This is a genomic window from Mycobacterium sp. E2479 (assembly GCF_001667925.1).
Lineage (GTDB): Bacteria > Actinomycetota > Actinomycetes > Mycobacteriales > Mycobacteriaceae > Mycobacterium.
Map to the genome: position 1 here is coordinate 21,085 of NZ_LZJR01000027.1, position 25,173 is coordinate 46,257.

General features: G+C 63.1%; 26 protein-coding genes. 9 read left to right on the forward strand and 17 right to left on the reverse strand.

The window, feature by feature from the left end; translation table 11 throughout:
* Positions 1–304 precede the first annotated feature (304 nt).
* From A5686_RS03390 to A5686_RS03415, 7 genes are all read right to left on the reverse strand, one after another.
* Complete coding sequence (locus A5686_RS03390) at positions 305–1,480, reverse strand: LLM class flavin-dependent oxidoreductase (protein ID WP_082947457.1); 1,176 nt, start codon at positions 1,478–1,480, stop codon at positions 305–307.
* A gap of 247 nt (positions 1,481–1,727) precedes the next feature.
* A complete protein-coding gene (locus A5686_RS03395; protein WP_067931073.1) occupies positions 1,728–2,165 on the reverse strand; it encodes a hypothetical protein in 438 nt (145 codons plus the stop codon).
* Between the two features lie 24 nt (positions 2,166–2,189).
* Positions 2,190–2,930: a hypothetical protein gene (locus A5686_RS03400; RefSeq protein ID WP_082947458.1), complete on the reverse strand. Its 741-nt coding sequence runs from the start codon at positions 2,928–2,930 to the stop codon at positions 2,190–2,192.
* Between the two features lie 10 nt (positions 2,931–2,940).
* Positions 2,941–3,066 carry a hypothetical protein gene (locus tag A5686_RS28175; protein ID WP_255404995.1) on the reverse strand — a complete coding sequence of 42 codons (126 nt, stop codon included), beginning with the start codon at positions 3,064–3,066 and terminating at the stop codon, positions 2,941–2,943.
* Entirely contained in the window at positions 3,060–3,884 is an 825-nt protein-coding gene (locus tag A5686_RS03405; RefSeq protein WP_067931076.1) for a CbbQ/NirQ/NorQ/GpvN family protein, read from the reverse strand. The genes A5686_RS28175 and A5686_RS03405 overlap by 7 nt, the downstream gene beginning before the upstream one ends.
* Before the next feature lie 20 nt (positions 3,885–3,904).
* Positions 3,905–5,434: a nitric oxide reductase activation protein NorD gene (locus A5686_RS03410; protein ID WP_067931079.1), complete on the reverse strand. Its 1,530-nt coding sequence runs from the start codon at positions 5,432–5,434 to the stop codon at positions 3,905–3,907.
* Between the two features lie 195 nt (positions 5,435–5,629).
* A complete protein-coding gene (locus tag A5686_RS03415) occupies positions 5,630–6,223 on the reverse strand; it encodes a TetR/AcrR family transcriptional regulator (protein WP_067931082.1) in 594 nt (197 codons plus the stop codon).
* A 242-nt stretch (positions 6,224–6,465) separates the two neighbouring features.
* Here A5686_RS03415 and A5686_RS03420 point away from each other — a divergent pair, with 242 nt between their 5' ends.
* Both A5686_RS03420 and A5686_RS03425 read left to right on the forward strand, forming a co-directional pair.
* The gene (locus A5686_RS03420) at positions 6,466–7,263 is read left to right on the forward strand and encodes an enoyl-CoA hydratase/isomerase family protein (protein WP_082947459.1); all 798 of its coding nucleotides are present in this window, start codon (positions 6,466–6,468) and stop codon (positions 7,261–7,263) included.
* Between the two features lie 10 nt (positions 7,264–7,273).
* A complete protein-coding gene (locus A5686_RS03425; RefSeq protein WP_067931084.1) occupies positions 7,274–8,044 on the forward strand; it encodes an enoyl-CoA hydratase/isomerase family protein in 771 nt (256 codons plus the stop codon).
* A 2-nt stretch (positions 8,045–8,046) separates the two neighbouring features.
* On the opposite strand, the gene A5686_RS03430 is transcribed toward A5686_RS03425, so the two are convergent.
* The gene (locus A5686_RS03430) at positions 8,047–9,249 is read right to left on the reverse strand and encodes an acyl-CoA dehydrogenase family protein (protein ID WP_067931086.1); all 1,203 of its coding nucleotides are present in this window, start codon (positions 9,247–9,249) and stop codon (positions 8,047–8,049) included.
* Between the two features lie 2 nt (positions 9,250–9,251).
* Complete coding sequence (locus A5686_RS03435) at positions 9,252–10,064, reverse strand: enoyl-CoA hydratase-related protein (RefSeq protein WP_067931089.1); 813 nt, start codon at positions 10,062–10,064, stop codon at positions 9,252–9,254.
* A gap of 94 nt (positions 10,065–10,158) precedes the next feature.
* Between A5686_RS03435 and A5686_RS03440 the strand changes: the two genes are divergently transcribed.
* Both A5686_RS03440 and A5686_RS03445 read left to right on the forward strand, forming a co-directional pair.
* A complete protein-coding gene (locus A5686_RS03440; RefSeq protein WP_067931092.1) occupies positions 10,159–11,355 on the forward strand; it encodes a cytochrome P450 in 1,197 nt (398 codons plus the stop codon).
* On the forward strand, positions 11,352–12,149 hold the full coding sequence (locus tag A5686_RS03445; protein WP_231986270.1) for an enoyl-CoA hydratase/isomerase family protein: 798 nt from the start codon (positions 11,352–11,354) through the stop codon (positions 12,147–12,149). Before A5686_RS03440 ends, A5686_RS03445 begins: the two co-directional genes overlap by 4 nt.
* 23 nt (positions 12,150–12,172) lie before the next feature.
* Here the strand turns inward: A5686_RS03445 and A5686_RS03450 are convergent, their stop codons facing one another.
* A complete protein-coding gene (locus tag A5686_RS03450) occupies positions 12,173–13,030 on the reverse strand; it encodes a mycofactocin-coupled SDR family oxidoreductase (protein WP_067931268.1) in 858 nt (285 codons plus the stop codon).
* A gap of 182 nt (positions 13,031–13,212) precedes the next feature.
* Here A5686_RS03450 and A5686_RS03455 point away from each other — a divergent pair, with 182 nt between their 5' ends.
* From A5686_RS03455 to A5686_RS03470, 4 genes are all read left to right on the forward strand, one after another.
* Complete coding sequence (locus A5686_RS03455; protein WP_067931097.1) at positions 13,213–14,028, forward strand: SDR family NAD(P)-dependent oxidoreductase; 816 nt, start codon at positions 13,213–13,215, stop codon at positions 14,026–14,028.
* Between the two features lie 99 nt (positions 14,029–14,127).
* Entirely contained in the window at positions 14,128–14,688 is a 561-nt protein-coding gene (locus tag A5686_RS03460; protein WP_231986271.1) for a nuclear transport factor 2 family protein, read from the forward strand.
* Positions 14,688–15,629, forward strand: coding sequence for an SMP-30/gluconolactonase/LRE family protein (locus A5686_RS03465; RefSeq protein WP_067931100.1), 942 nt, complete (start codon positions 14,688–14,690; stop codon positions 15,627–15,629). Before A5686_RS03460 ends, A5686_RS03465 begins: the two co-directional genes overlap by 1 nt.
* Complete coding sequence (locus A5686_RS03470; RefSeq protein ID WP_082947460.1) at positions 15,626–17,167, forward strand: adenylate/guanylate cyclase domain-containing protein; 1,542 nt, start codon at positions 15,626–15,628, stop codon at positions 17,165–17,167. Before A5686_RS03465 ends, A5686_RS03470 begins: the two co-directional genes overlap by 4 nt.
* Here A5686_RS03470 and A5686_RS03475 read toward each other — a convergent pair.
* Positions 17,127–18,422 carry an amidohydrolase family protein gene (locus A5686_RS03475; protein WP_067931103.1) on the reverse strand — a complete coding sequence of 432 codons (1,296 nt, stop codon included), beginning with the start codon at positions 18,420–18,422 and terminating at the stop codon, positions 17,127–17,129. The two genes, A5686_RS03470 and A5686_RS03475, sit on opposite strands and share 41 nt — an antisense overlap.
* A 119-nt stretch (positions 18,423–18,541) precedes the next feature.
* Between A5686_RS03475 and A5686_RS03480 the strand changes: the two genes are divergently transcribed.
* Positions 18,542–18,748 (forward strand): hypothetical protein, encoded by a 207-nt coding sequence (locus A5686_RS03480; protein ID WP_067931106.1) that lies wholly within the window; start codon positions 18,542–18,544, stop codon positions 18,746–18,748.
* Positions 18,749–18,759: 11 nt separating this feature from the next.
* On the opposite strand, the gene A5686_RS03485 is transcribed toward A5686_RS03480, so the two are convergent.
* The 6 genes from A5686_RS03485 to A5686_RS03510 are packed head-to-tail and all read right to left on the reverse strand — an operon-like array spanning position 18,760 to position 25,098.
* Entirely contained in the window at positions 18,760–19,899 is a 1,140-nt protein-coding gene (locus tag A5686_RS03485; RefSeq protein ID WP_067931110.1) for an acyl-CoA dehydrogenase family protein, read from the reverse strand.
* 2 nt (positions 19,900–19,901) lie between these two features.
* Positions 19,902–20,945, reverse strand: coding sequence for an acyl-CoA dehydrogenase family protein (locus A5686_RS03490; protein ID WP_067931113.1), 1,044 nt, complete (start codon positions 20,943–20,945; stop codon positions 19,902–19,904).
* A gap of 2 nt (positions 20,946–20,947) precedes the next feature.
* A complete protein-coding gene (locus tag A5686_RS03495) occupies positions 20,948–22,147 on the reverse strand; it encodes a cytochrome P450 (protein WP_067830678.1) in 1,200 nt (399 codons plus the stop codon).
* A gap of 46 nt (positions 22,148–22,193) precedes the next feature.
* On the reverse strand, positions 22,194–22,640 hold the full coding sequence (locus A5686_RS03500; protein ID WP_067931115.1) for a VOC family protein: 447 nt from the start codon (positions 22,638–22,640) through the stop codon (positions 22,194–22,196).
* Complete coding sequence (locus A5686_RS03505; protein WP_369829671.1) at positions 22,637–23,920, reverse strand: CoA transferase; 1,284 nt, start codon at positions 23,918–23,920, stop codon at positions 22,637–22,639. Before A5686_RS03505 ends, A5686_RS03500 begins: the two co-directional genes overlap by 4 nt.
* On the reverse strand, positions 23,863–25,098 hold the full coding sequence (locus A5686_RS03510) for a CaiB/BaiF CoA-transferase family protein (protein WP_067931118.1): 1,236 nt from the start codon (positions 25,096–25,098) through the stop codon (positions 23,863–23,865). The genes A5686_RS03505 and A5686_RS03510 overlap by 58 nt, the downstream gene beginning before the upstream one ends.
* Between the last annotated feature and the right edge of the window lie 75 nt (positions 25,099–25,173).

Here is a 25,173-nt window from a genome sequence, read left to right on the forward strand (position 1 = left end):
ACTGTCCGACTTTGCTCCCAGCATGCTGCCGCTCGGAAGGAACCACACCAGGATTAATTCGGCGCCCCGTTGCAGCGGTGTGCAGTGCTCCCCCGGACCGTCCCACCAGCAACCAGTGGTACTAGCCAGGATGGTAACGCGAGAACGATGTTGCCGAGCACGTCGACGGTGAATGTGGGCTTGATGAACCCGACTTCCATGCCGATTGTGGGGACCAAGGTGAACAAAGTGAGGACAAGCAGACCACCGCAGTAAATCTTCAACGGACGCGGCGCGAACGGAACGTGCCACGTTGAGAACGTGTTCAATCATCGGTTCGGACCGCCGTGACCTCCTCACGACTCGCGGCCTTGATGCGTTTGCATAGCTCGAAAGTGCGGTTGAGGGCGACCGCCGCCTCCTCCAGCGACGTGACGAAGCGCATGTAGTCGACCGGCATGACCCAGTCGACGCCTGCGTCGACCCACCCCTGCAGTTGGTCGGCCACCTCTTCGGGTGTGCCATTGATGAAGCTGCGGCTTGCCATTTCGCGCGTGGTACGAGCAAGAGCATTGTCGAGAAAGGATTGCTCGACTGAAAGTGGCTTGAGGTTCAGGTGATAGGTCCACTTGTCGGGTACGGCAGGTTCGATGCCCTCTTTGCGCCAATCGTTTGGGTTTACTCGGCCGAAGATCGCCGACTGCCAACGAATGACGGGATTGTCGAGCGCTCTCTCGATGACGTCGGGGTCCTCATGCAATAGAACTAGACTCCACATGCCGAACCGAAAAGTCGCAGGATCACGGCCCTTGCGTTCGAGATCCTGGCGGATATTTTTGATCTCAACGCTGGCGTGCTCGGGTGTGGACCACACATTTGGCACCGCTACCGCGACGCCGTCGAGATAGCTCGTTGCCAGGTCGATCAGCCTGGGGCCGCCACCCAGCGCCCACATTTGAGGGCGGTACGGCCTGGCGGACCCCAGGTAGGCCCCCTTGAGCGAAATGTGATGTCCCTCGAAGTCGACTGGCTCATCGGACTCCCACATTAGGTTGAAGATTCGGCAAAGATCCTCCATTCGGGCGAGTCCTTGAGAACGCTTGTGCCCATATGGTGCGCACTGCTTAACTTCACCCGCGCCAATGTGGAAGAGGGCTTTGCCCTTAGTCAATTTGGCTAGTGACCACATTGTTTGAATCAACTCCACAGGCGGGGTCCGTATGCAATCGGTGCCGATTGTCAGACCCATACCGGGGGCGCTGGTGGCAGCAACCGTCGCCGTGACGATTCCGGCGTCTAGTGAATCGGGCTCGTCGATGATCGCCGCGGCGGGCACGTTCGCCTCGTTCCAGATGCTGGGCGGCAAGAAGCCGACGGGCTGATCAGAGACCTCGATATAGTCGACAACGCCGCTGCGCTGAATGGTTTTCGCGTCCATTGCGGTCACTTCCCACGGAAGGTGCCGATCGCCGGAGATATTGACTGCGGTTTCCATCGTCATCTTATCGGTCCCGTCGAATGAGAGTCGTCGATCACGACCCGCTACGGGCTAGCTCCGCGGGGCTCATTTGTTCCACCGGTTTAGCTGGCGTCCGTCGCCGAAGCCGGTTCCGTAGCCGTGCGTGAAAGCGATGATGTGACTGACCACGATGCCGCTCGTGAAGAACAGCCAGCAAAACGCGGTGAGATGACACCCTGTCGGCGCAGGCGGACGGCAAGCGGGTTGCGTACAGGTTCTGCTGTGGTTGTCATCGCGACCCGGTTCCGTTGTGCTGCTGGGTGTCTCGGGCCAGGCGTTGCTGGTGGATTGTGACGAGCTGGCGGAACCCGAGCCGCGGGTAGTGCGGTTTGGGCTGAACTCCCCAGGTGTCTTGGGATGTCTTTTCGCCGGCCGCTTCTGCCGGGCTGAGTAGTGGGTAGGGATACTTGCACTGCCGGGTCTCATCGGAATACATGACCTTCTGTAGCTCGTCACATATCTCATGCATCGACAGCGTCGGCCAGCCGTACCAGACCACCAAAAACGGTACGAACAACGTGCCCTCGACCACCAGCGCAAAGAGGCACACATAGATCGCTCTACGTAGCCAGGTATGCAGTCCCTTGTAATACGCGGTGGTGCCCTCGGGGAGCACTTCCTCACGTGCGGTCTGCTCAATTTCGGATGGGGGGTTACTCACTGCCATCTCCCTTCACAGGAACTAGCTGCTTCAATCCGAGAACAGCTCGCGGTTGACGGTGTGCAGGTAGGGAATCGCCAAGAAAGGTGTGATGTAGAAGATGTCGTAGATCCACCAGGCAATGACGGGGAAACCGATGTTCGTGTAACGAAGGTCGGCGTACACGGTCATGTTGAACACGTAGCCGACCCAGATCACCACTCCGAACCAACAGGTGACGATCAGCCACTGGTGGCCCCACCGCTTCATCTGCAGGAAGGCGATCGCAGCGGCCATGCGCATCGGGAAAACGACCAGGACACAGGCCACCTCCCAGGACTTCTCGCCGGGCGCCCCGGACCCGCCGATCCAGAGTTGGTTGTAGTGCCAGAAGTAGCCGGCGTCGAAGAAGTTCCCCCACGCGACCGTGATCGTGCGATTGATCAGAGTGTGGTTGGCCACCAGATCCAGTGCCCATCCGAAACTATTCAGCGCCGCGTCGATGAACACCAGAAAACCGATCAGCGTGACCATCAACGGGCGGACTGAAAGTCCCTCTTTGCCGGCGCGACGCAGGATCGTCAAGCCGTAGAAGAAGATCGGAAACCCGATCACGCCCAGCACCAACGTGCCCATCAGAAATCCGCCGATCATCAGGTAGATATCGGCCTTACGTTGGACCCGCTTGGATTCGGCCATGTGGTCCTCGTAGCTCAACGAATTCGGCGCTGCGTTCTCGGCCACGGGCGGAAGAAGGTTGCGGTGTCCCGCTTTCAGCCTGGGATGGTTCATGATTGGCTTGTCACCAGCCCCGGTTGAAGCTCATGTACAGCTGAATGAAGAAGTTGCCCAACAGAAATCCATAGATTGCTATTTGGAACCAGAACAACGCCAATCGCCGCTTTCGGTCCTGTTCGTTGACTACCATGGCCGTTCCTTTCTCATAGATCGACTTTCTGCCTTGGGGGCTCCGGCCAGGCTTGCGACCGCCACTTCACGCAGGCCGTCGGAAATGGCGCCGTCCGTGCTCAGTGGCGCCAAGACAGACGCGGTGACCGCTTCCAGTTCATCGGCGCCGACCGCGATGAGCTGCGCGGCGGTCACCAACACTCGCGTCGACGGCGGCTCGAAGTGGAAGACCTCGTCGGCAGCACGGATGCTGTTGGCGCATTTGATCAGAGCCTCGGCGACGTCTCGGCTGACGCCCGCCTCGTTCATCAACACTTCGGCTTCCCGATCTGGGGGCAGGTAGTCCATCGCGATGGTGACGAACCGCTGCCGAAACGACGGCTTGAGCTCTTTCAACGAACTCCTGTATGCGGGGTTGTAGGAGCATACGAGCATGAAAGTGTCGGGCGCGTGGACAGTCTCGTTCGACCGGTCCAGATGCAAGGTGCGGCGATAGTCGGTGAGCGAGTGCAGGACGGCGAGTGAGTCGTGGCGTGCCTCCACCACCTCGTCCAGGTAGCAGATCGCCCCGTCACGCACGGCACGGGTCAGGGGCCCGTCGGTCCAGACGACGTCGCCGCCGGTTACCACGAATCGACCGACCAAATCGGAGCTGGTGAGGTCGTCGTGACAGCTCACGGTGACCGCGGGACGGCCCAATAACCCGGCCATGTGCTCGACAAACCGTGTTTTGCCGCATCCGGTCGGACCGGTGAGCATGACCGGGAGGCGCCGTTCGTAGGCCTGTTCGAAGAGTTTGACCTCGTTGCCGCTGACCGAATAGAAGTCGCTCAACATACACTCCTTGAGAATTATGGCTAGGCCGCGATGAGTTCGCGGTGAACGTGACCCAACACGCGCGGCAGCTCGTCGACCCGGCGGATGCGTCGTGATCGGCGCGAGCCGAAGACTTCGGGAAGTGGATCGACCCGCGTCAATCCCACCCCGATGTAGTAGACGAAAACGCCGGCATCTTCGGCCTCCTCGACGGCGTGGTTGACGTCCGCCCAGGCGTAGCGGCCCTCGTAACCCTCGTCGGAGATCAGGCCGTCCCCGATCACGATGAGTAACCGCCGCTCCGTCGGTTGCACCAGTAGCCGGGTCGTCAAGTGACGCAACGGTGCGCCAAGTCGGGTGTAGCCGGCAGTGACCAGGCCCTGAGTGCTGGGGGCGACGAAGTCGCGGTCGGTGAAATCCTTGAGGCAGCGAACCTCGACGCGGTGGCGAGTGTTTCCGGTGAAAACGAAGATCCCGTGTCTTTCCTTGGCCTGGGTCATCGCCTGTGACAGCGCGTCGGCACACTGTAATTCGAGCTGGAAGATGTGGCCCTGGTGTGCTCCGAGTGAGGAACTACCGTCCAGCAGAAGGCATGTTGTGACATCGCGGTGCGTCGGAATGAGGTCACGAAATACACGACCGTCGCTGAACTTGCCGGTCGATAGGTCGATGTAGTGATCGACGTAGCGGTCGATGTCCAGATCGCAACCGTCCTCGAGACCGTTCCGCATTACCCGCTGTGTGCGCATCTCGAAGTACCGTCTTAGGTCTGCTGGCCGGCGGCTCGGTCGTTGTGATGATGCGGTGTGCGTGCGTTCGAGCACCGCGACGTGATCGGGAAGGAACCGATTGGACCAAAAGTCCCACTCTGGATAAGGCACACCCGCGCGTTGGTCCACAGAGATCTCGATCTCTTCGTCCTCGGGGCGGCTTGGTAAAGGGAGATTGGGGTTTTTGACGCCGCCTTCGCCGCCGACCGGTACCGAGTAAATGCGGTAGGCGTCCTGACGCCGTGACGTCCACGGCATCCTGCCCCACATTCTGCGGGTGCCTTCCACCATTCCGCGGCGGTTGGCGACGGGGCTAGGCAGCCTCCCAAGCAGCCGCCACGAGGGCAGCGGCGCGCCGGAATCTGCCAGGGCAAGGGCGTAGTCGAGCATCGCCTCGGCGTCGAGCTCGTCGAAGATCGGCTCCAGTCCGGGTAGTCGTCGTCGAAGTTCTGCCATCGTGCCGGGCCAGTTCGTCGCCAACCAGCCCATCGCGACGCGGCCCTCGATGACCATCAGGGCTCGTAGTTCCCGGGCCGTCAGTTCGTGAATCGAACGCTGCGCGAGGAGATCTTTCGAAGGTGCGCATTGCAGGCCCACGCCACAGGAAAGCGTGCGCAACGTCCAGTCCGGCTCCAGCATCGGGAAAGGCACGTTAATAATCGTGCGGCCGCTGTTCAGACTGAAGGCGCGGTGGGTCCCGGAAACAAGGCGTACGCCCTGGCGCTTACCACTCGAAAACGCCACCGCGACAAGGGAACAGCTTTTCTCAGCGTGGAGTGCAGATAGCATGCCGTCAGCCATGGCCGGTTCCTGGAGCCGGAACCGGCAGCGTACGGGCCGCCCTAGGGGCGGACCTCAGAAGGTGCCGATGTTGGCCATCACCCAGTACCAGAACCAAATGATCAGTGCGCAGCCGCCCCACGCGACTACGAAGCGGATGATGTCTTCGACCATGACGAGACCTCCAAAAGGGTGGCGAATCTTCGAACTTGAAAGTCACCGGGCCTCCAGCCCGCGGCAGAAGTGAGCGAGGTACTTCTCGAGCATGGATACTCGGCCGGGCGAAGCCTCCCGGTTGGTGACCAGCAGCCCATACAAGCCGATGAGGAAGAAGACGGCGCTGGCACCGGCATCGACGTCGGCGCAGACCTCACCACGGTCTCGGGCCATCTCGATCTGCTGGATGACGATGAGCACGATCGGGTGCGTCGCCGAATCATTCAGCTCGGGTTGAGTGGCCGAAAAATAGAGGTTGAGAACGTCACGGAACAGCACATTGCCCAAGCGCTCTTCCTCTGCCACAACGCCTTTGATCACCTCGGCCAAAGCCGACTCGAGGTCGACCGTTGAGGTTAGCGCTCGGGTGAGTTCGTCGGCGATCTTGGTCTCCTCGCGGCGGGTGAGCTCGGCCAATACGTGTTCCTTAGTGGGGAAGTGGAAGTAGAAGGTGCCCCGAGCTACGCCTGCGCCCAGCACAACCGCATTGACATCGGTGTCGGCGACGCCGTTGCGCCCGAACTCACGTACAGCAGCGTTGAAAACACGCTCACGCGTCTCGATCCGTTGAGCTTCGCGACTCGGGAACTTCACATCCGGGCGCCTGAGGCCCGCACCGTCAGCAAACGACCGCGTCGCACTTGCCATCCAAACCCCTTGGTACACGTAAATCTATCTGCGCACGCTAACTCTATAGCCAATTTCTGACGGTCGTCAATGACTAATGTCGACGACGAATGTCAAAAGAAGATCTGCGCCTTACGGGCGCCGTCTCGCGCGTGCGGGGCACCGAGGAACGTGACAAATGAACACAAAGTGTTCTATTATTCACCCTGATGACAGACCTGCCTGAGGGCACCTCGGAGCTCACCGGGTGCGACGAGATCCTTGTTGCTGTCCACGGTCCCGTGCGGATCGTGACGTTGAACAACCCCGACAACGCCAACGCGGTCAACAACAGGATGCACACCGCGTTCACCCGGTTGTGGGGCACGCTGGCCGACGACCCCGACGCCCGGGCAGTGCTCATCACCGGCACCGGCGACTACTTCTCCGCCGGGGGAAACCTGGTGGAATGGCTGGAAACCCACGTCAACAACCCGGTCACACGCCGTGCCGGAATGCGCGACGCACGGCGGATCGTGCGCGACATGATCGACTTTCCCCTGCCGGTGGTCGCGGCCGTCAACGGGCCCGCCGTCGGCTTCGGGTGCAGCATCGCCGTGTTGTGCGACATCGTGTTGATGTCCGACCGGTCGTTCTTCGCCGACACCCACGTCGCGAGTGGTCTGGTCGCCGGCGATGGCGGGTCGGTGCTGTGGCCGTTGCTGATGAGCCTTATCAAGGCAAAGGAGTACCTGATGCTCGGTGAACGCATCAACGCCGACAAGGCCGTAGAACTCGGCTTGGCCAACCGCGTTGTACCGCACGCGCAGATCAAACAGGAGGGCCTGGCAGTGGCCCACCGCCTGGCCGCGCTGCCGGCGCGGGCAGTGCAGGACACGAAGAGAACGTTGAATCTGCATGCCCAACGCGCGATCACCGGCATCCTCGAGTACGGGATATCGGCTGAGACAGAGTGTTTCACCACACCCGAGCACCGGGCTGCTATCGACAAGTTCCTGAACCGGTAGGACTGGTCCGATGGTCGACGACGCTGACGCGGACGCTCTGCTAGTCCGTTACGAAGAGCGGGACGGCATCGCTGTGGTCTTATTGGACCGGCCGCGCCAGCGTAATGCCTTGTGCTACGAATCGTGGACCGAGCTATCGATCGCACTCGGTGGCATCGTTGCGTACGGCGCCCGCGGTGTGGTCTTGGCCGGCGCGGAGGGATTCTTCAGCTCCGGAGGTGATTTGAAGACCGGACCCGCCCGTGGCAGCGGGCCGTTGGGGCCCGCGGGCCGCGTCGAGCACGCGCAACGAGTGATGGAACAACTCAAAGCTGTGCCGGTGCCGACTATCGCGGCGGTTGAAGGCGCGGCGATTGGCCTCGGCTGGAGTCTGGCGTTGTCGTGCGACCTAGTTGTAAGCGCCTCCGATGCCTTCTTCGCTGCTCCATTCGTGGCACGCGCGGTGATACCCGACGGCGGGCTGGCCTGGCGCCTCACTCAACAGCTGGGCCGACACCGCGCGGCGTCCCTATTACTGCGCGGCATACGGCTATCGGCCGCCGAGGCCGAACGGCTAGGACTGGTGACCGACGTCGTCGAACCCGGATCGGCGATCGATCGCGCCGTCGCGATAGCCAACGAACTAGCACAGGCCGATGCAGGGGCGGTGGAAATGACGAAACGGTTGATCAATTCTGCTGAAAGTGCGCAACTTGCCGCCTTTCATCCGCTTGAGCTGGCAATGGCGACCGTAGCGCAGCAACGTTCGGCGGCCACCGAGGGACGAGCTGCCTACTCCTGATTTCAGCGGGGCATGCCCAGCCCAACCGTCGAGATCAGATCTCGCTGAATCTCGCTGGTGCCCCCGCCTATCGAGTGCAGGAGAGACAGCAACAACCCCTCCGAGAAATGGCCATCGAGCACCGAGTCCGGATCGTCCGGCATGAGTTCGCCTGCGTGCCCGAGGATCTGGGCCCCGAGCCCCCGCAATTCGGCGGTCAATTCGGAGTGATACAGCTTCGATAACGACGGCAGTGCGGCATCCAGGGCACCTTCGGCCTGCAGGTGTGCCACCCGATACGACAGGGCGCGACCCACCTCGACGCGTTCGACGGCGCGAGCGAGCGCAACGCGATTGGCCGGATCGGACAGTGGGTCGTGCGTCGATCCCTTTTGCGCGTGGCACCAGTCGATCAGCTCGTCAAGATAGCGCTGAGCCTGAGCGGCCCTGGTGATATTCGACCGTTCGACGTCGAGCAGTGCCTTTCCGACCGTCCACCCCTCCCCCTCGGCCCCGACAAGATTGGCCGCGGGAACCCGCACACCATCGAAGAACTCCTCGGCAAAGGTGGGGTAGCCAGTCATCGACCTGATGGGTCGACGGGTGATCCCTGGCGAGTCCAGGTCGACGAGAAAGAACGAGATTCCGGCCTGACGCTTGCCCGCCACCGGCGACGTGCGGGCCAGGACGAAGATCCAGTCGGCGAGCACGCCGTTGCTTGTCCACGTCTTCTGCCCGTCCAGGACGTAATAGTCGCCGTCTCGTCGAGCGGTCATCCGCAAGGCCGCCAGGTCCGAGCCCGCCTCCGGCTCCGAATAGCCCTGTGCCCACATACGTTCCGAGCGCGCGATGGCCGGCAGATGCTCCGCTTTCTGTTCTGACGTACCGAATTTGAACAATACTGGCGCCAACATGTTCACCCCGTTGGTGTTCACCAGTGGCGCGCCCGCATACGCAAGCTCTTCACGGATGACCACCTGCTCCACGACACCGCGGCCGCCGCCTTCGTACTGGGCCGGCCAGTGCGGCACAAACCATCCCTGCTCGTGTAACGCCTTACAGAACAAGACCGCACGCTCGTGGGCGTCGCGCGGCAGGTAGTCGGGATTGGCCGCAGTCCGACGGAACTCGTCAGGCAGGTTGTGCGCCAGCCAATCACGCACCGACGCACGAAGTGACTCGGTGTCCTCGTCCCCGCCAAACCGGATGATCGGCTGAAGTGGCATGGTCAGATGCGCTCACTGGGTTTGGAACTCTTCTTCATCAGCTCCGCGAGGAACTGCTGGAACTCCTGGCTACCGGTCACCACCGCCTGAAGGTCGTTGCTCGCTTGTTGGTGCGTGCGGAAACCCATTGTTTCCCACGCCCGGATTACACCTGATTTGACGGCCTGCAACGTGATCAGGGGCGCGGTGGCAATCTTCGCGGCCAGTTCCTCGACGGCGGCTTCGAGTTGATCGGTGGGCACCACTCGATTCACCAGACCGAACTCGAGCGCTTGCGCGGCAGTCAACCGTTGAGCCGTGTACAAATATTCGGCCGCCCGCTTGTAGTTCATGAACACCCACGGCTCGAACATCGTTTCGGCACCGGGCAGCCCAAACCCCGGCACCAGAGGCATCTGGAACCACGCATCCTCGGAACAGACGGTGATCTCGGGAATCAGCGCCCAGGTCGTGCCCCCACCGATCGCGTAGCCGTGTACCTGGGCGATCACCGGCTTGGGGAACTCCCACAACTTGAGGACGGGCCACAGGAACAATTGCGCCGCAGAACGCCACACTTTCCCCGATGCTTCCAGCTCGGCTTTGAACTCCGGGTACGCGCCGGTGGGGACGTGACCAGAGCAGAAGCCCTTGCCATTGGCTTTGATGATGACCACCTTCACGTCGTAGTCGTACTGCGCGTCGTCGAGGGCCGCGTTGACGCTATGGACCATTTCCGAGCTCTGCGCGTTGGCGGCGTCAGGATTGTTCAGGATGATGCGCGCGATCGGGCCGTCCTTCTGGTAGATCACGTGCTCCAGTTCTCGCGTTTCCACTTCGGTTCTTCCTCCTCAACACCGGGCGGCCCACCACCGCATGGTGCAACTATACAGATAATGTATTACTGTTCTTCAGGAAAGGACGGTGCCGATGACGACAACAGACTTACGTTGGGATCCGTTCGACCGCGCCCTGCACAAGGACCCCTACGCCGTCTGGAAACGGCTGCGCGACGAAGCGCCGACCTACTACAACGAACAGTACGACTTCTACGCGCTCAGCCGGTTCTCCGACGTGCTGGAGGCGTCGCTGGACACCGAGACGTTCTCGTCGGAGCACGGGGTCACCCTGGATGCGATCAGCGAGCAACCGTGGCCGTCGCCCAGGGCGATGATCATGATGGACCCGCCAGATCACACCGCGTTGCGAAAGATGGTCAATCGCACCTTCTTCCGAACCGAGATTGCCCGACTCGAGGACCGCGTCCGGACGCTGTGCAGCCATTATCTGGATGCCTTCGTCGGTACCGATGGCTTCGACTACGTGCGTGACTTCTCGATGAAGTTACCGGTGATGGTGATCAGCTCGCTGCTTGGTTTTCCCGAAGAAGATCACGACAACCTGCGCGAGTGGTCGGATGCCCAGCTCCACCGCGATGAGGGCACAACCCAGCTCAGCGAGGACGGCCAGCAGGCCAACGTCAAACTGCTCGGCTACTACGCCGACCAGATTCAGCGCCGCAGGGTCGCACCGAGCGACGACATCGTCGGCAACCTGATGACCTCCGACCTCGTCCAGGCAGGTCGCCAGACCCGTCGCCTCGACGATCGTGAAGTGTTGATGTTCATCGCGATGATCAACGTCGCCGGCAATGAGACGGTTGCGCGCCTGCTGGGATGGGCCGCGCTGACACTGGCGAACTATCCCGATCAACGCGCCAAGCTGGTGGACCGCCCAGAACTGATCAGCAACGCCGTCGAGGAACTGCTGCGTTACGACGCCCCATCACCAGTACAGGGGCGCTACACGAAACGCGATGTCACCTACAACGGCACCCTCATTCCAGCCGGCTCGCGCGTAGCACTGCTGACCGGATCGGCGGGCCGCGACGAACGCCAATACGAGAACCCGGACGTCCTTGACGTCGAGCGCGCGGGAATCCGTCACATCAGCTTCGGTCACGGTTCGCACTTCTGTCTGGGCGCGGCGCTGGCCCGCCTCGAGGCCCGCGTGGCGCTGGAAGAGACGCTGAAGCGTTTTCCCGCCTGGGATGTCGACGAAGACGCCGTGACCTACGTGCACACCAATTCGGTGCGCGGGCCCGCCAGCGTGCCGATCCGGCCGTGACCCCCGACCTCGCGGCGCACACACAGGACGCGGTGCGCTGGCTGGTTCTGGACCGACCGGACGCCGGCAATTCGGTGACGCGTGCCATGCAGCGGAGCCTGATCGAGAATCTTCAGTCCGCATCCAGCGATCCCGACATCAGAGCGGTGGTGCTCACCGCTCGGGGCGACCGGCATTTCTGCACCGGACCGAATCTCCACGATCCAGGAATGCAACCCAAAAAAGACAGGGTCGCCGGCGACGCCGCCCGCATTCTGCGCACTGGGTCTCAAGCGGTGGTCTCAGCGTTGCTGGACTGCGAAAAGCCCGTGCTGTGCGCGCTCAACGGCATCGCCGCCGGGGTGGGCGCGAGCATGGTGCTCGCCTGTGACCTCATCGTGGCCGCCGAAAGCGCGCGACTCATAGAGCTTTTCACGCGGCGAGGGCTCGCGCCCGACGGTGGTGCCGCATATCTGCTGGCCCGTAAGGTGCCCTTCAATGTCGCCAAGCAGCTGCTGTTTTTCGGCGAGGAACTGTCCGCGCCCGAGGCCTACCGGATCGGCCTGGTCAACAAGGTGGTCGCCGACGGCGACCTCGAGGACGAGGCGGCGGCCTGGGCGCGGCGGCTCGCTAAAGGACCAACACGTGCGCTGGCGGCGGCCAAGGCGATGCTCAACCAGGCACTCGACGTGGGTCGTGACGCCGCCCTTCGAACCGAGGCATTGTTGGTGGAACAGGTAGCCGCGACCGACGACGTCGCCGAAGGGATGGCTGCCTTCGTCGAGCGACGCGATCCCGACTTCCGCGGACGGTGACGGCTACCTAGCGAATGTCATTGCTAGAGGCCCAGCTTCAATCCTGCGCCGGCGTCGACGAATATCTGCTGTCCGGTAACGTAACGGGATTCGTCCGACGCCAGGTACACCACCAGGTGGGAGACATCATGCGGCTCGATCCACGGGACGGGCATCGCCTGCAGGATCGGAAAGACGATTTCGGCGTCCTCGCGGCTCGGTTCGGGCAGGTCCGGACGAAACGTCCGGTACATCGGGAGGTTATGCAGCATCCCGGTGTTGACGTTGGTCGGGTGCACGGTGTTGATCCGGATCTGCTCGGGTGCCAGCGTCAAGGCCAGCCCCTTCGTGTACTCGCACAGCATCTTCTTCGCCAGTCCGTAGCCGGCGCCCCCGGGACCTTGCGGCCCACCGCCGGTGGCCAGGTCTTTCTGCGGAACCAGTCCGGCGATCGAGCCGGTGACAATTATCGACGCACCCGAGCGCAGGTGTTCCATGCTGATATGAATGGTGTTGATGACACCAACGAAGTCGACGTCGAAGGCATCGGTGAAACCGCGTGACGGAACATCGTTGCCTAGCGGGCAGATGCCTGCGTTCGCCACGACGACATGGAGGCCGCCCAACTCGGCGACGGCCTCGTCGATCGCCTTCTTCAGCGCGGCGCGGTCGCGGACGTCGACGACCGCTGAAACCGCGCGGCGACCCGACTTTTCGACGAGCTTGACCGTCTCGTCCAGATCCTCCCTGGTAGCAAGCGGGTACTCGTTGGTTTCGATGTCGGCGCACATGTCCAGCGCGATGATGTCGGCGCCCTCGTCGGCAAGATGGACCGCGTGGCTGCGGCCCTGTCCGCGGGCGGCACCGGTTATCACGGCCACCTTGCCGTTCAAGCGCTGCATCTGCTCCTCCATGGTCATTCGACGAGCCAGCTGCTCGGCCGCACACCCGGCACAAGCCACAGGACCGTTGTTCCTGCGGGCGCCGCGACCCCCGACAGCATTATTGGATAATAGAACACTCAGTGTTAATCTGTCACGTGTGTGGATACGGCGCCTAGTCTGATTCGCGTGAGGGAAAGCGAGTGACGCTGCACCGCGAGGCCGCGTCCCTGGACGGCCGGGTGGCCGTGGTGACGGGAGGCGGGGCCGGCATCGGCCGCGCCGTTGCGTCAGCGTTCGCTGAATTCGGCGCAAAGGTCTCAATTTGGGAAAGGGATGCGCAGACGGCGACAGCTGCGGCCCGGGAAATCGACGGCCTCGCGTGCGTCACCGACGTCCGCGACGCTGAGCAGGTTGATGCCGCCCTGGCCGCCACCGTCGAGAAGCTAGGAACCCCAAACCTATTGGTGAACAATGCCGGTGGAGTCTTTTGGTGTGGTCTGCTCGAAACCTCCCCCAACGGATGGGACGCGTTGATCCGCATCAACCTGACCCAGGTCTTGCTGTGCACTCAACGGGTCGCCCGCGCCATGGTCGAAGCCGGCACGGGCGGCAGCATCATCAACGTCAGCACGATCGAGGCGGTGCGGGCGGCGCCCGGGTTTGCCGCCTATGCAGCGGCGAAGGCCGGGGTTGTTAACTTTACGAAAACCGCTGCGCTCGAACTCGCGCCGCACGGTATCCGTGTCAACGGATTGGCTCCCGACTTCACCCTGACCGAAAGCCTCGCGAAGATGGCCCCTGCCGGGGCCGAGAACGCCAGATTCATGGTGCCGATGGGCAGAGCCGGCCACGTCGACGAAATGGCAGGGGCAGCCGTCTTTTTGGCCAGCGATCTCAGTGCATACGTGACCGGACAGACATTGCATGTCGACGGCGGTACGGCAGCGGCTGGGGGCTGGTACCACCATCCCCAGACCGGGCACTACATCCTCGGCCAGCCGACGCCCATCACTTGATGCGACCCCATAGAAGTCAAATGCAATGCATCCGTTCATGACTCATCCCATCCACACGTTGGAAGACATCGACCAATAACTGTGGCGGAGGAGGATTCGGTGGTCACGATAGATCCAGCCGTACAAGCCATGCTGGCGCGCGAAGAGATTCGCCAACTGCCGTTTCGCTACGCCACCGCGATCGAAACCCGCGACGCCGACGCGATGGCTGATCTGTTCGTCCCGCATGCGCGGTTCGGTGATTATGGAGAGGGTCGCGACGGCGCGCGCCGTCTCATGTCCGACAGCCTCGACGCCAGCGTGTTCGCTGTCATTCTGGTCGCCAACCACCTCATCGAGCTCGACACCGAGGACAGGGCACACGGGCAGGTCTGGGCGCAGTGCTTCGCTCAGGCGCACGCCGAGGGATTCATCGAACAGCTCATCAAGTACGAGGACCGCTACGAGAAACACGAAGAGCGTTGGTGTTTCTTGCACCGCCGGCATCGGCTGTTCTACGGCGTCAACAGGCCCACCTCACCACTGACGCAAAGCGCCGCAGACTGGCCGCGAAATCAGACTGGCGTCGGAGATCTGCCGCTGGCCGATCCGGTGTTCGTCGCCTGGTGGAGCAATGCAACGAAAACCGCTGTGCCACAATCTGATAGAGAACAGCCGTGATGAATCGCTGCCTTGCCGACGGCTTAGCCTTCCCGGAGAGTCCGATCGCCTTGGATGACGGCTCCGTTCTGGTGTCGGAGATGGCGGCCGGCCGGATCTCTCGAGTCCGCCCCGATGGGGCTACCGAGACAGTCGCCCACACGGGTGGCGGACCCAACGGCGTGGTCAAACTCCCCGATGGACGGTTGATCGTGTGTCAAAACGGCGGGTCCAAGTTCGGGGTCGGGCCGTGGCCATACGACTTCAACGGCTGCGTAAACATCTTCCGGCCGATAGGGCCGCCCGACGAACCCGTCACCCCCGCGCTGCAAATCATCGAATCCGACGGTAGCGTCAGCACGCTCGCTACCGAGTTCAGCACGCGTTCCGGTAAGACGCTGCCTCTGGTGCGGCCCAGCGACATTTGCGCTGACAGCCACGGCGGCTTCTATCTGACCGACGCAGGAACGGCACAGAGCCGCACCCGCAGCGTGACCGGACTCCTCTATGGCACGGTCGACGGCGACCTGCGTGAAATTATCTACCCGCTCGAGATGCCGAATGGGGTCGCGTTGTCACCCGACGGCTCGTCGCTATACGTGGCAGAGACGCGCACGCGCCGTATTTGGGAATTCAAGCTCGACGGACCGGGCGTGGTGGGCCGGGCGCGGGGTCTGGCGACGGTGCCGAGCGGCGGCCCGCTGAACGTTGGAGGGGCCGACGGGCTGTGCGTAGACCCCGCCGGCCGAATCCTCGTCGCGACCCTGGGGACGGGCGGGGTCACCGTCTTGTCCTCGACCGGCGACTTTCTAGGTGCGATTCCCGCCGACGACCCGATGACCACCAATGTCGCATTGAGCAGCGATGCCCGCACCCTATTCATGACGCTCGCATCATCGGGACGACTGATGAGCATCGCGAACTGGTTGGACAACTCGAGCATTGCGCGGGCGTCACCGTGAAAACCTCGCTTGCCGAACGTCGCCTGCCGTTCGCTCGCACCGGCAGATCTCTGGTCATTTCGGGGGCGATCGTTCCGACTTTCACGGGCTCGGCGCTGATCGCAGCACTGACCGCCTGGGCCTTGCCCACCGGTGCGGCGCTGAGCAAACACCATGTGATGTTGGTCAATATCGTTGCCGCACTGTGCTACTCCGGCACCGTCTTGCCCTTGGCCGGGTTATGGGCGTACATCTGGATGAGCCTGCCTGCGGGGGCAAGCGATGTCACCGTGCGCCGCGTCGTCCTGGCCATCCCAATGAGGATGGCGGTAGTCCACGGGACCGTATGGTCGGCAGCGGCCGCGGTTTTTGCGCTCATCAACATCCACACACCCTGGCTGGCCGCGACGCTGGGGGTGTCGATTCTGCTCGGTGCCATCGTGACAACCGCACTGGCCTATTGGATGTGCAGGATTTCGCTGCGGCCGACGGCGGCCAGGTTGCTCACCGACAACCCGCCGACACGCCCGCGGGGGCCCGGTCTTCGGTTGCGTGCCGTGAGCGCCTGGGTAATAGGAACGGGAGTTCCGACGCTGATGGTCATGCTGGTCGCCGAAAGCGCCTTGTACGTCGAATATTCCGCGCATCGACTTGCGCTTCTCGTTCTCGTACTCGGGGGGTGCGCCATGGCCTGCGGCCTGGTAATCGCCGCCTTCAACGCGTCGACCATCGCCGACCCCATCGACGAGATAAGGCGGGGTATGCGGTACGTCGAGCGGGGCGACTTCGACGTATCGGTTCCCGTCTTCGACGCCTCTGAGCTCGGGCTGCTGCAGGCCGGCTTCAACACCATGGCCAGTGGACTTCGCGAACGTGAGCGCCTACGCGATCTGTTCGGTCGGCACGTCGGCCGTGACGTAGCGCGCCTGGCGGAGCAAGTCGCCCGCAATGGGGTCGAGACCGAAATGGGCGGTGCGAAATGCGAAGTAGCGGTGTTGTTCGTCGATCTGGTTGGCTCGACACGGCTGGCCACCACACTAGACCCGGACGAACTGGTGATCATGCTCAACGAGTTCTTCGCCGTGGTCGTCAGCGTCGTTGAGCGCCACAACGGTTTGATCAACAAGTTCGAGGGCGACGCCGCCCTGGCAGTTTTCGGCGCCCCGAATGCCAACGCCCGGGCCGCCGCGGACGCACTCGCGACGGCGCGTGAGCTCAACATCCGACTCAACCGGGCGAACGAGGACATCAAGGTCGGCATTGGGGTGTCGGCCGGCAAGGCGGTCGCCGGAAACATCGGCGACCCCAACCGGTACGAGTACACGGTGATCGGAGACCCGGTCAACGAGGCGGCACGGCTGACCGAGGTCGCCAAGCTGTCCGACGGTGTCGCAGCGTCGGGTGCGGCGCTGAGCCGGGCGGATGAGTCGGAGAGGCGGCGGTGGCGCGTCATCGACTCCAAAGTGTTGCGCGGACGAGACAATCCGACCCAAATCGCCGTTCCAATCGATCAATGGCTCAAACCTTCTGAGACTTCTGCTCCTCCATCTTGTTCATGAAAGCCTCCATGCCGACCCCGCCATGCCTTGCCATGACCTCGTCGTAGTCATAGTCGGCTGGGTTGCCGTCATTCGGGCGCCACCCGGAGTCCGCCGTGCAGGACTTGAAGCCCTCCTCCGGGAATGCATACCAGCGCCGAGTGTTGAGCTCGACGATCTTGGCAGCTTCCTCGTCGGGTACATCGGCCAGCATTTCCTCGGCGCGCGCTCGGCTCTTGGGCCAGAACGAGTCCGAGTGCGGATAGTCGCACTCCCAGGTGATGTTGTCTATTCCGATCTGGTGCCGCATAGCCATCCCGACTTCGTCTTCGATAAAGCATCCGGAGATGTTGCGCCGGAACAGCTCCGATGGCGCCACGGTCGGGTGAATGTTTTGGTAGTACTTGTGTTTGCGCCAGACGTAATCCGCGCGCTCGACCAGGTAGGGCATCCAGCCGACGCCACCTTCGGAGAACGCCACTTTGAGGTTCGGGTGCTTATGGAACACCGGCGAGAAGATGAGCTCGGTGGCCGCGGCCATCGATGTGGTGCCCATCAACGTGATCATCACGGCGAACGGGCCCTCCGGCGCCGTCTGGGGCGGGAATCCGCCACTGCCGAAGTGCATCACCGCCGTCAGATTCGTCTCTTCCAACGCCGACCACACCGGCTCCCAGTACGCGGTGTGATAACTGGGCAGCTTAAGGTTGGTCGGGTTATCGGGGAGGCCGATCGCCCGGGCTCCCTTGGCCGCCACTCGCTCGATCTCGGCGACGATGAGCGCTGGATCCCACAGCGGAGTGATCGCCATAGGGATGAAACGGGCGGGGTCTGTAGCGCACCACTCATCGAGGGAGAAGTCGTTCCACGCCTTGACGCCCAGCAGCGCCAGTTCCTTGTCCTCCCCCTCGAGGAAGACCGTGCCGCAGAATCGGGGAAACGACGGAAAGCACAACATTCCATGGACACCATCGATGTCCATGTCGGCCAGGCGGGCCTTCGGGTCATAGCATCCAGGGATCATGTCGGCGTAGCGGATCGGATCGACGCCGAACTCTTCCGGGGGCTTGCCCGCGACCGCGTTCAGCCCGATGTTGGGATACGGTCGGCCCTCATAGACCCACTGCTGCGTAGGCGGAGCACCCTCGCGCGGGAAGTCGACGATGCGAGGACCCTGGTCGATGTACTTCTTCGGCAGCCTGTCGATCCAGACATGGGGTGGCTCGATGAGGTGATCGTCGACCGACAGAAGTTTCATCGATGGTTGCAGCGGCATCGTCGCGTCCTCAACTTTTCTAATTCATGCGTTACAGTACAACTAAACACTTTATGCCTAACTGACTATAACGCCGATCTCCACCTAGGCTCAAACCAAAGGTGCACTGAGGAGAGACGATGGACCCGCATGAGCGCATCCCCCATGACGACTGGGCCGACCAGGATTTGCTCACCAAGGGTGAAGCGGCCGAACGGCTCTCCGCGGAGATAGCCGAGGTCAACGCGAAACTCAGCGTGGCCCATGCGGGTGACGAGATCCTCGAACGGCGGCTCAACGGTCTCAAAGAGGCGTACAGACACCTGACCGAGGCCGAACCAGGGTAACCGGCACCTGCTCAGGCGCGTGGCAGTCCAAGCACGCGCTGCGCGACGATGTTGCGCTGGATTTGCGCAGTGCCCCCGTAGATGCCGGCAGCGCGCGACCACAGGTAGATGTCCCATTCCAGGCCCTCGGTGAGCAGAGGGCCGCTGGCGCACAGATCCATCATGGTGTGACCCAAGTACTGGTCGGCCCGGGCCATGAGCAGCTTGTCGACCGACCCCTCCGGCCCCGGAAGTTTTCCGCGTTGGCGCTCCGTGAGTGAGCGCTGAACCTTGATCTGGAGAGCGCGTAACTCCACGTAGGCCTGCCCAAGCCGGGCCCGCGCCGCGGGTGAGTCGAGGAGCCAGCCGGTCCGGACGTCGTTCTCGAGCCGCCGCAATTGTGTCGAGAGCCGGCTGACCCAGTTGATGTCGCCGGGACCCCGCTCGTAGGCCAGCAGTTGGCTGGCGATGGACCAGCCCTGGCCGCGCTCACCCAGCAGATTGGCCACGGGTACGTCCACGTCGTCGAACGTGACCTCGGTGAATTCGCGGTTGCGCGCGGCATTCACAATCGGGCGGACCTGGATCCCTGGCGTCGACATCGGTACCAACAGCGCCGAGATACCTGCGTGCTTAGGGGCGTCCGGCTCAGTGCGGCACAGCAGGAAACACCAGTCGGCCACGGCCCCGAAGCTCGTCCAGATCTTGCGGCCATTGACGCGGAACCGCTGATGCCCCTCGGTCTCGATCAACTCGGCGCCGGTCTTCAGGCCCGCGAGGTCGGATCCAGCCTCGGGTTCGGAGAACCCCTGACACCACCGCACCTTTCCGGACAACAGACCGGGAAGCAGGGTGTCCCGTTGCTCGTCGGTACCGAACAACCGCAAAGCGTTGCTCAGGTGGCCGACCCCTTCAATAGGCGGGGCGCCGGCGCGGCCGAGTTCGTCATTGAGTATCGCCTCGTAGATGGGGGCCTTTCCGTGCCCTCCATACTCGACGGGGAAAGAGAGCCCGATGTACCCAGCTTTGTAAAGCGTTTGGTGCCAAGCGTTTTGCGCATCAGCGCGGGCGGCTGGATCCTCGGGGATCGAAGCGTCCGCGGCGTGTTCGGAAAGCCACTGCCTTAGCTCGGCGCGAAACTGCGCTTCTGGCGCGTTGTCGTTGAAGTCCATCGCTACGCCAACTCTCGGTTGGCCAACCGCATCGCCGCGATGGCGTCATAGTGAACCACCTCGTCACCGAATAAGCGCCGGTCCAGCAGGGTACGACGTAGCCGCAGATGCGATATGTGCTCCCACGTGATCGCGATGCCGCCGAATACCTGAACGGTCGTCTCCACCACCTCGCGGCCCGCCGCGGCAGCGTATGCCTTCGCCGTCATCGCAGCCAACCGCGCCTCCTCAACCGGCAGTTGGTCGATCGCCCACGCGGCGTGCCACAGGCAGCTGCGGGCGCCTTCGACTTGTACCAGGGCATCCGCGAGCAGGTGCCCCACCGCCTGGAATGAGCCGATTTTGACTCCGAACTGCGCGCGTTCACCGGCATAGCGCACCGCATCGTCGAGCGCGCCTTGCATGACGCCGACAAGGTCGGCGGCGAGCGCGGTCATCGCCAGCGACTCCACCCGCTGCCAGCGCTCATCACTGATGGGCTCTCCCGTCGCGACTGCCGAAGCTGCCAGATCGGCCGGCGTGCGGCGCAACACGCGGGTCAGGTCGAGGGCAGCCGCATTGTCACCATCAAGCGGCGCGCAGACGAGCTTGCGTTGACCATCCGTTCGGACCGCTAGTAGTGCGTGGGTAGCACCCGCCGCGTCGAATGCCACTCCTGGCTGATTCGCCGCTGCGAATCCCCCCAGGTCAATGGTCAGCACAGGCGCCGCCCGCAGGCTTCCGTCTGCGACGAGCTGCAGTTCCTTCTCGGCGCTGGCAGCCTCCAAAAGCTCGGTCGCCAGCACCGCTTGGCCTATCACCGGTACGGCGCTGAGAGTTCGTGCGAGCTGCTCGATGACGATGGCTGTTTCCACGCCGCTGGCCGGGAGTCCGCACAGGGCAGGCGAACGCAGCGTCGGCACACCAAGTTCGACAACCTGGCGCCAGTGTGCGTCGAGCGCGCGGTCGGTAGGTAGTTGGTCGGGGCCGGTGACGCCGAGACTCTCCCCCAGCCGAGTGGCGGTGTCCTGCAGCAGTCGCTGCTCGTCGGTGAAGGCGATGTCCATGGTCAGCGCAGGGTCATCTCCACGCGGGTGTAGCCGCGCACGGTCGCGGTGAGCACCCGCTCGTGCGCCCCGATGCCGTAGTTCGGGAACTTCTTGGCGATGTACTCGAACACCAGTTGCGCCTCCCGGCGCGCCAGCCACTGCCCAAGACAGATGTGGATTCCCCAGCCGAAATAGACGTCGGTGCCCCGAGGCCGCCCGATGATGAAACGGTCGGGGTCTTTGTATCGACGCTCGTCGCGGTTCGCGCTGCCCAGTAGCAGCAGCACCCAGTCTCCGGCGTTCATGGTGACACCGTGCCGCTCAATGGGCCGCGTCAGCGTGCGGGCCACCCAATGACTCGGGGTGTCATAACGAAGTGCCTCGTTGACGGCGACAGGAATAAGGTTGCGGTCTTTGACGATTCGCTGCCACTGGTCGGGATGCTCTGCGAGGGCGACCAAGCCGTTGGAGATCAACTTCTGAGTGGTTTCCGACCCCGCGGCTGAAAGCAGGTTGCAGAACATGAGCACCTCGTGCGCGGTCAACGAGCGCTCACCGCCGGCCTCGGGGTCGTCGAAGGTGGCCTGCAGCACGATGCTGATCAGGTCGTCCCCGGGTTCGGTACGGCGCCGTTCGATGAGGTCGCCGATGTACTGGCTGATCATCCGATTGGCCTCGATGGCCTTGGCCGGCATGACCACTTCGCCTTCCTCGCGCGTCAGGAAGGCTTCCCACCAGACGCGCAGCTGCGCACGATCGCCGTGCGGCACGCCGAGCAGATCGCCGATCACGTCGGTGGGAACCGAGAACGCGAACGCCTCCATGGCGTCGACGGTGGTTCCGGGGCGCAGCCGGTCAAGATGTGTGTTGACGACCGCTTGCAGGGCGGACTCCATCGCGGCGACCGCTTTTGGCGTGAAGAAGCCCTTGAGCACACCGCGAATACGGTCGTGGCGAGGGGGGTCCATCGAGATTACGGAGTATTTGCGGCCGTCGTTGTCGGGGTTCTCCGGTGCCGGACCCAGCTTGGACGAGAACGTCTCCCAGTCCCGAAGGGCCCGCGAGACGTCGTCGAACCTGGACAGCACCCACCAGCGGTCCTCGGGATCCCGGTAGACCGGTGCCTCGTCGCGCAGTCGCCGGTAGACGGGGTACGGATCGTCGAAGATCGCCTTCGAGAACGGCGAATACATCAGCTCGCTGGTGGCCGGCACAGCCATGACTCTATCATTTGGCTGAACAATCGAACGTTTTGTGATCAGTTGATCACTGTCTAGGGTGGCGTTCAATCAACTCCAGCCAGTTGCCGTCGGGGTCGGTGGCCATCAGGCCGCGGTTGCCACCTTCGAAAGTCACCGTCCGCTCGGGTCGTGCCCGCCCCCCGGAGCGCTCGATCCGCGCGATGAGTTCGTCGGGGTCGTCGACGCGAAACGACAGATGACTGAATCCCACCGCGTTCATCTGCCGCGGTTCAATATTCCCGTGAACCCCCGGCTCCGCGTAGCTCAGCAACTCGAGGCGGAATCCGTCCCTCTGCAGGTAAACAAGGTCAAGCACCAGTCCGGGCACGTCTAGCAGTTGTGCTGTCTGAGGCCCTTCGACGTGCATTCGACTGACCTCATCGAATCCGAGAGCCTCGCAATAGAATTCGATGGACCGTTCAACGTCACTGACGCACAGCCCGATGTGAGTGAGTCGGTGGCCGCCGCTCATGTGGCGTCGTCGACAACTTCGTCGAGCAGTGCGTTGTGTTCGCCAACAAGAGGCGGGCGAGTCAGGGTGGTCGTCGGTGTGGCACTGAATGCGTACGGTGTGCCCGGGTAATTGAACGTTTCCCCTAACTCCGGGTGGGGCACCGGCATCTTGAATCCGCGGGCGGCGACATGTTCGTCCTCGAATGCCTCGTCAGGTGACAGCAACGCTCCGGCCGGGAATCCGCGGCGCTGGCTTTCCAGGAAGTACTCCTTGGCGGGCAACCGCGAAGCGATCAACGTGATCGCCTCACGGGCCGCCGTCAGGATCGCGGTGGTCTCGTCGTCTGTGCCGATCTGCGCGATGTCCACTGGTGTGTCGCGTGAGGCGGCCAGTTCCAGGAACACGGTCTCGGGCAACTCGTCGATTAGATCGAGCTCGGTGAGCCACGCGAGCAGGTTGGCGAACTCGTGTGGTTTCCGGGGCAACACGCCGGTGGTGGCGTACGCGCCGTCTGCGCACAGAACTTGGGTCCGCTGACTCGGCGTGAAGTATGCATGCCGACCGGTCTGTCGAACGCATGTCTCGTTGTTGACCAGCCAGTGGTAGGTCACCTGCTCGGAACTGACATTGCAGGCAGCGTTGACGCTGACGTCGACCAGCTGCCCTTCTCCGGTCTGGTCGCGATGGGCAAGCGCAACCAATGCTCCGATCGCGCAGTACATTCCGGCTATGTTTGCGGATTGCTCGCCGGCACCGCGGATCGGTGGCAGTGAATGGTCGTCGTAGCCGCAGTTCCACACCGGGCCCCCTCCAGCAAGCATGGTGAGGTCGGTGACCGGTTGGTCGGCTCGGGTGCTGTTCAGGCCGAACGGGCTGACCGCTATCCAGATCAACGACGGGTTATTGGCCACGGTCTTGCCGTAGCCAAGCGGGCCATCGCCCACCGGCCCGGCCCCCGAAATTGCAATGTCGGCGCGCGCGATCAGGCGCTGCAGCGCAATTATCCCCTGCGGGGTCTCGAGATCGATGGTCACCGAGCGCTTTCCGGCATTTCCGCCCCACCAGCGCAGGCTGGCATCGGGCCCGGGAACCTCGAGCGCAAACGGTGGCCGCGACCGGTGTGGAGATCCGGTCGGAGGTTCAACGACAATCACGTCGGCGCCGAGTTCGGCGAGCACCCGCCCACCAATGGGCGTGAACTGGTCGCTGATCTCGACGACGCGAATTCCGGCTAGTGCGTTCAGATCACACCCTGCTTCGTCAGTTCGTTCAGTTCCTGACCGCTGTGACCGAGCAATCCGCCCAGCACCTGGCGGTTGTGTTCGCCGAGGCAGGGCGCCGCCCGCGAAATATTCCACGGCGAGGCCGACATTCGCAGCGGCAGCCCCTCGACCCGCACCGTCCCGATCTCTGGGTGCTCCACGGCCGGGAAGAGACCCCATTCGGCCAGGTCGGGATCTTCGTCGATGCGTTCACGGGGCGACTTGACAACGCTGGCGGGAACTCCCGCAGCGGTGAGTTCGCTTGCCAGGACAGAGGCGTCACGCGTCCGGGTGCATGCGCTGAGCAATTCATCGAGCTCGTCGGCGACGCGGAGCCGCTGCTCGAGTGTCGCGAACCGGTCGGCAGTCAGTTCCGGTTTGTCAACGACTTTGGCAAGCAGCGCGACATCGCGATCGTCGCGGCAAGCGATGGCGATCCACCGGTCCTCGCCCAGGCACGGGTAGATCCCGTGCGGGGCCATCTCACCAAAGTCGGCGCGATTGCCGTGGGGACTCCCGGTTGAGCGGGCGCGCCGCTTGTTCACGGTCCAGTCGAGCACCTCGGTGGGCAGCATGGCGATGCCGGCCGGCACCGTCGCCAAATCGACGTGCTGGCCTTCACCCGTGCGTTCGCGATGGTGTACCGCCGCCAGAATCGCGACGACCATGTAGTACGCCGCGATGTGGTCCATGTAGGAGAAACCCCATCCGGCGGGTTCCCTGCCGGGCAGCCCAGCTGTGAACGTGAGCCCGCTCAGGGCTTGCACGATCGGGCCCCAGGTCTTGAAATCCCGATACGGACCGGTGTGGCCGAAGCCGCAGTTCGACACATAGACGATGTCCGGTTTGATTCGTCGCAGCTCGTCGTAGCCGAAGCCCATCCTGGCCAGCACGCCGGCTGCAAAATTCTCACACACGATGTCGGACACCGCGATCAGCTCGCGGAGCAGGTCCTTACCGGCGTCGACGCGCAGGTTGATGGTTACGCCGAGCTTGCCCACGTTGTGGTTGTTGAAACCGCCGCCCAGGTTGACCCCCCTGCGATCATCGACAAATGGACCCACGCCGCGCAGTGCGTCCCACATCCCGCGAGTAACCGGATCCTCGACCCGAATCACCTCGGCGCCGAAGGCCGCCAGAATTTTCGTCGCGCCGGCCCCGGCCAGCTGGCCGCCCAGGTCGCACACGCGAAGATGGGATAAGGCGCTGGTCACTGTGTAACAATAAAACAGATTTTGTTCTTCTGCCAACAGGCTGGGCGCATGCGTGGTTGGGTGGCCGGTGCTCGC

Excerpts from the sequence above, each read along its gene's own strand:
- A5686_RS03465 (WP_067931100.1), top strand. The coding sequence starts at position 14,688 with ATGAATCGCTGCCTTGCCGACGGCTTAGCCTTCCCGGAGAGTCCGATC.
- A5686_RS03500 (WP_067931115.1), bottom strand. The coding sequence starts at position 22,640 with ATGAGCGGCGGCCACCGACTCACTCACATCGGGCTGTGCGTCAGTGAC.
- A5686_RS03485 (WP_067931110.1), bottom strand. The coding sequence starts at position 19,899 with ATGGACTTCAACGACAACGCGCCAGAAGCGCAGTTTCGCGCCGAGCTA.
- A5686_RS03410 (WP_067931079.1), bottom strand. The coding sequence starts at position 5,434 with ATGGCTGACGGCATGCTATCTGCACTCCACGCTGAGAAAAGCTGTTCC.
- A5686_RS03430 (WP_067931086.1), bottom strand. The coding sequence starts at position 9,249 with ATGCCACTTCAGCCGATCATCCGGTTTGGCGGGGACGAGGACACCGAG.
- A5686_RS03495 (WP_067830678.1), bottom strand. The coding sequence starts at position 22,147 with ATGGCTGTGCCGGCCACCAGCGAGCTGATGTATTCGCCGTTCTCGAAG.
- A5686_RS03420 (WP_082947459.1), top strand. The coding sequence starts at position 6,466 with ATGACAGACCTGCCTGAGGGCACCTCGGAGCTCACCGGGTGCGACGAG.
- A5686_RS03405 (WP_067931076.1), bottom strand. The coding sequence starts at position 3,884 with ATGTTGAGCGACTTCTATTCGGTCAGCGGCAACGAGGTCAAACTCTTC.
- A5686_RS03475 (WP_067931103.1), bottom strand. The coding sequence starts at position 18,422 with ATGCCGCTGCAACCATCGATGAAACTTCTGTCGGTCGACGATCACCTC.
- A5686_RS03480 (WP_067931106.1), top strand. The coding sequence starts at position 18,542 with ATGGACCCGCATGAGCGCATCCCCCATGACGACTGGGCCGACCAGGAT.
- A5686_RS03390 (WP_082947457.1), bottom strand. The coding sequence starts at position 1,480 with ATGACGATGGAAACCGCAGTCAATATCTCCGGCGATCGGCACCTTCCG.
- A5686_RS03490 (WP_067931113.1), bottom strand. The coding sequence starts at position 20,945 with ATGGACATCGCCTTCACCGACGAGCAGCGACTGCTGCAGGACACCGCC.
- A5686_RS28175 (WP_255404995.1), bottom strand. The coding sequence starts at position 3,066 with ATGGTAGTCAACGAACAGGACCGAAAGCGGCGATTGGCGTTGTTCTGG.
- A5686_RS03425 (WP_067931084.1), top strand. The coding sequence starts at position 7,274 with ATGGTCGACGACGCTGACGCGGACGCTCTGCTAGTCCGTTACGAAGAG.
- A5686_RS03395 (WP_067931073.1), bottom strand. The coding sequence starts at position 2,165 with ATGGCAGTGAGTAACCCCCCATCCGAAATTGAGCAGACCGCACGTGAG.
- A5686_RS03440 (WP_067931092.1), top strand. The coding sequence starts at position 10,159 with ATGACGACAACAGACTTACGTTGGGATCCGTTCGACCGCGCCCTGCAC.
- A5686_RS03450 (WP_067931268.1), bottom strand. The coding sequence starts at position 13,030 with ATGCAGCGCTTGAACGGCAAGGTGGCCGTGATAACCGGTGCCGCCCGC.
- A5686_RS03400 (WP_082947458.1), bottom strand. The coding sequence starts at position 2,930 with ATGAACCATCCCAGGCTGAAAGCGGGACACCGCAACCTTCTTCCGCCC.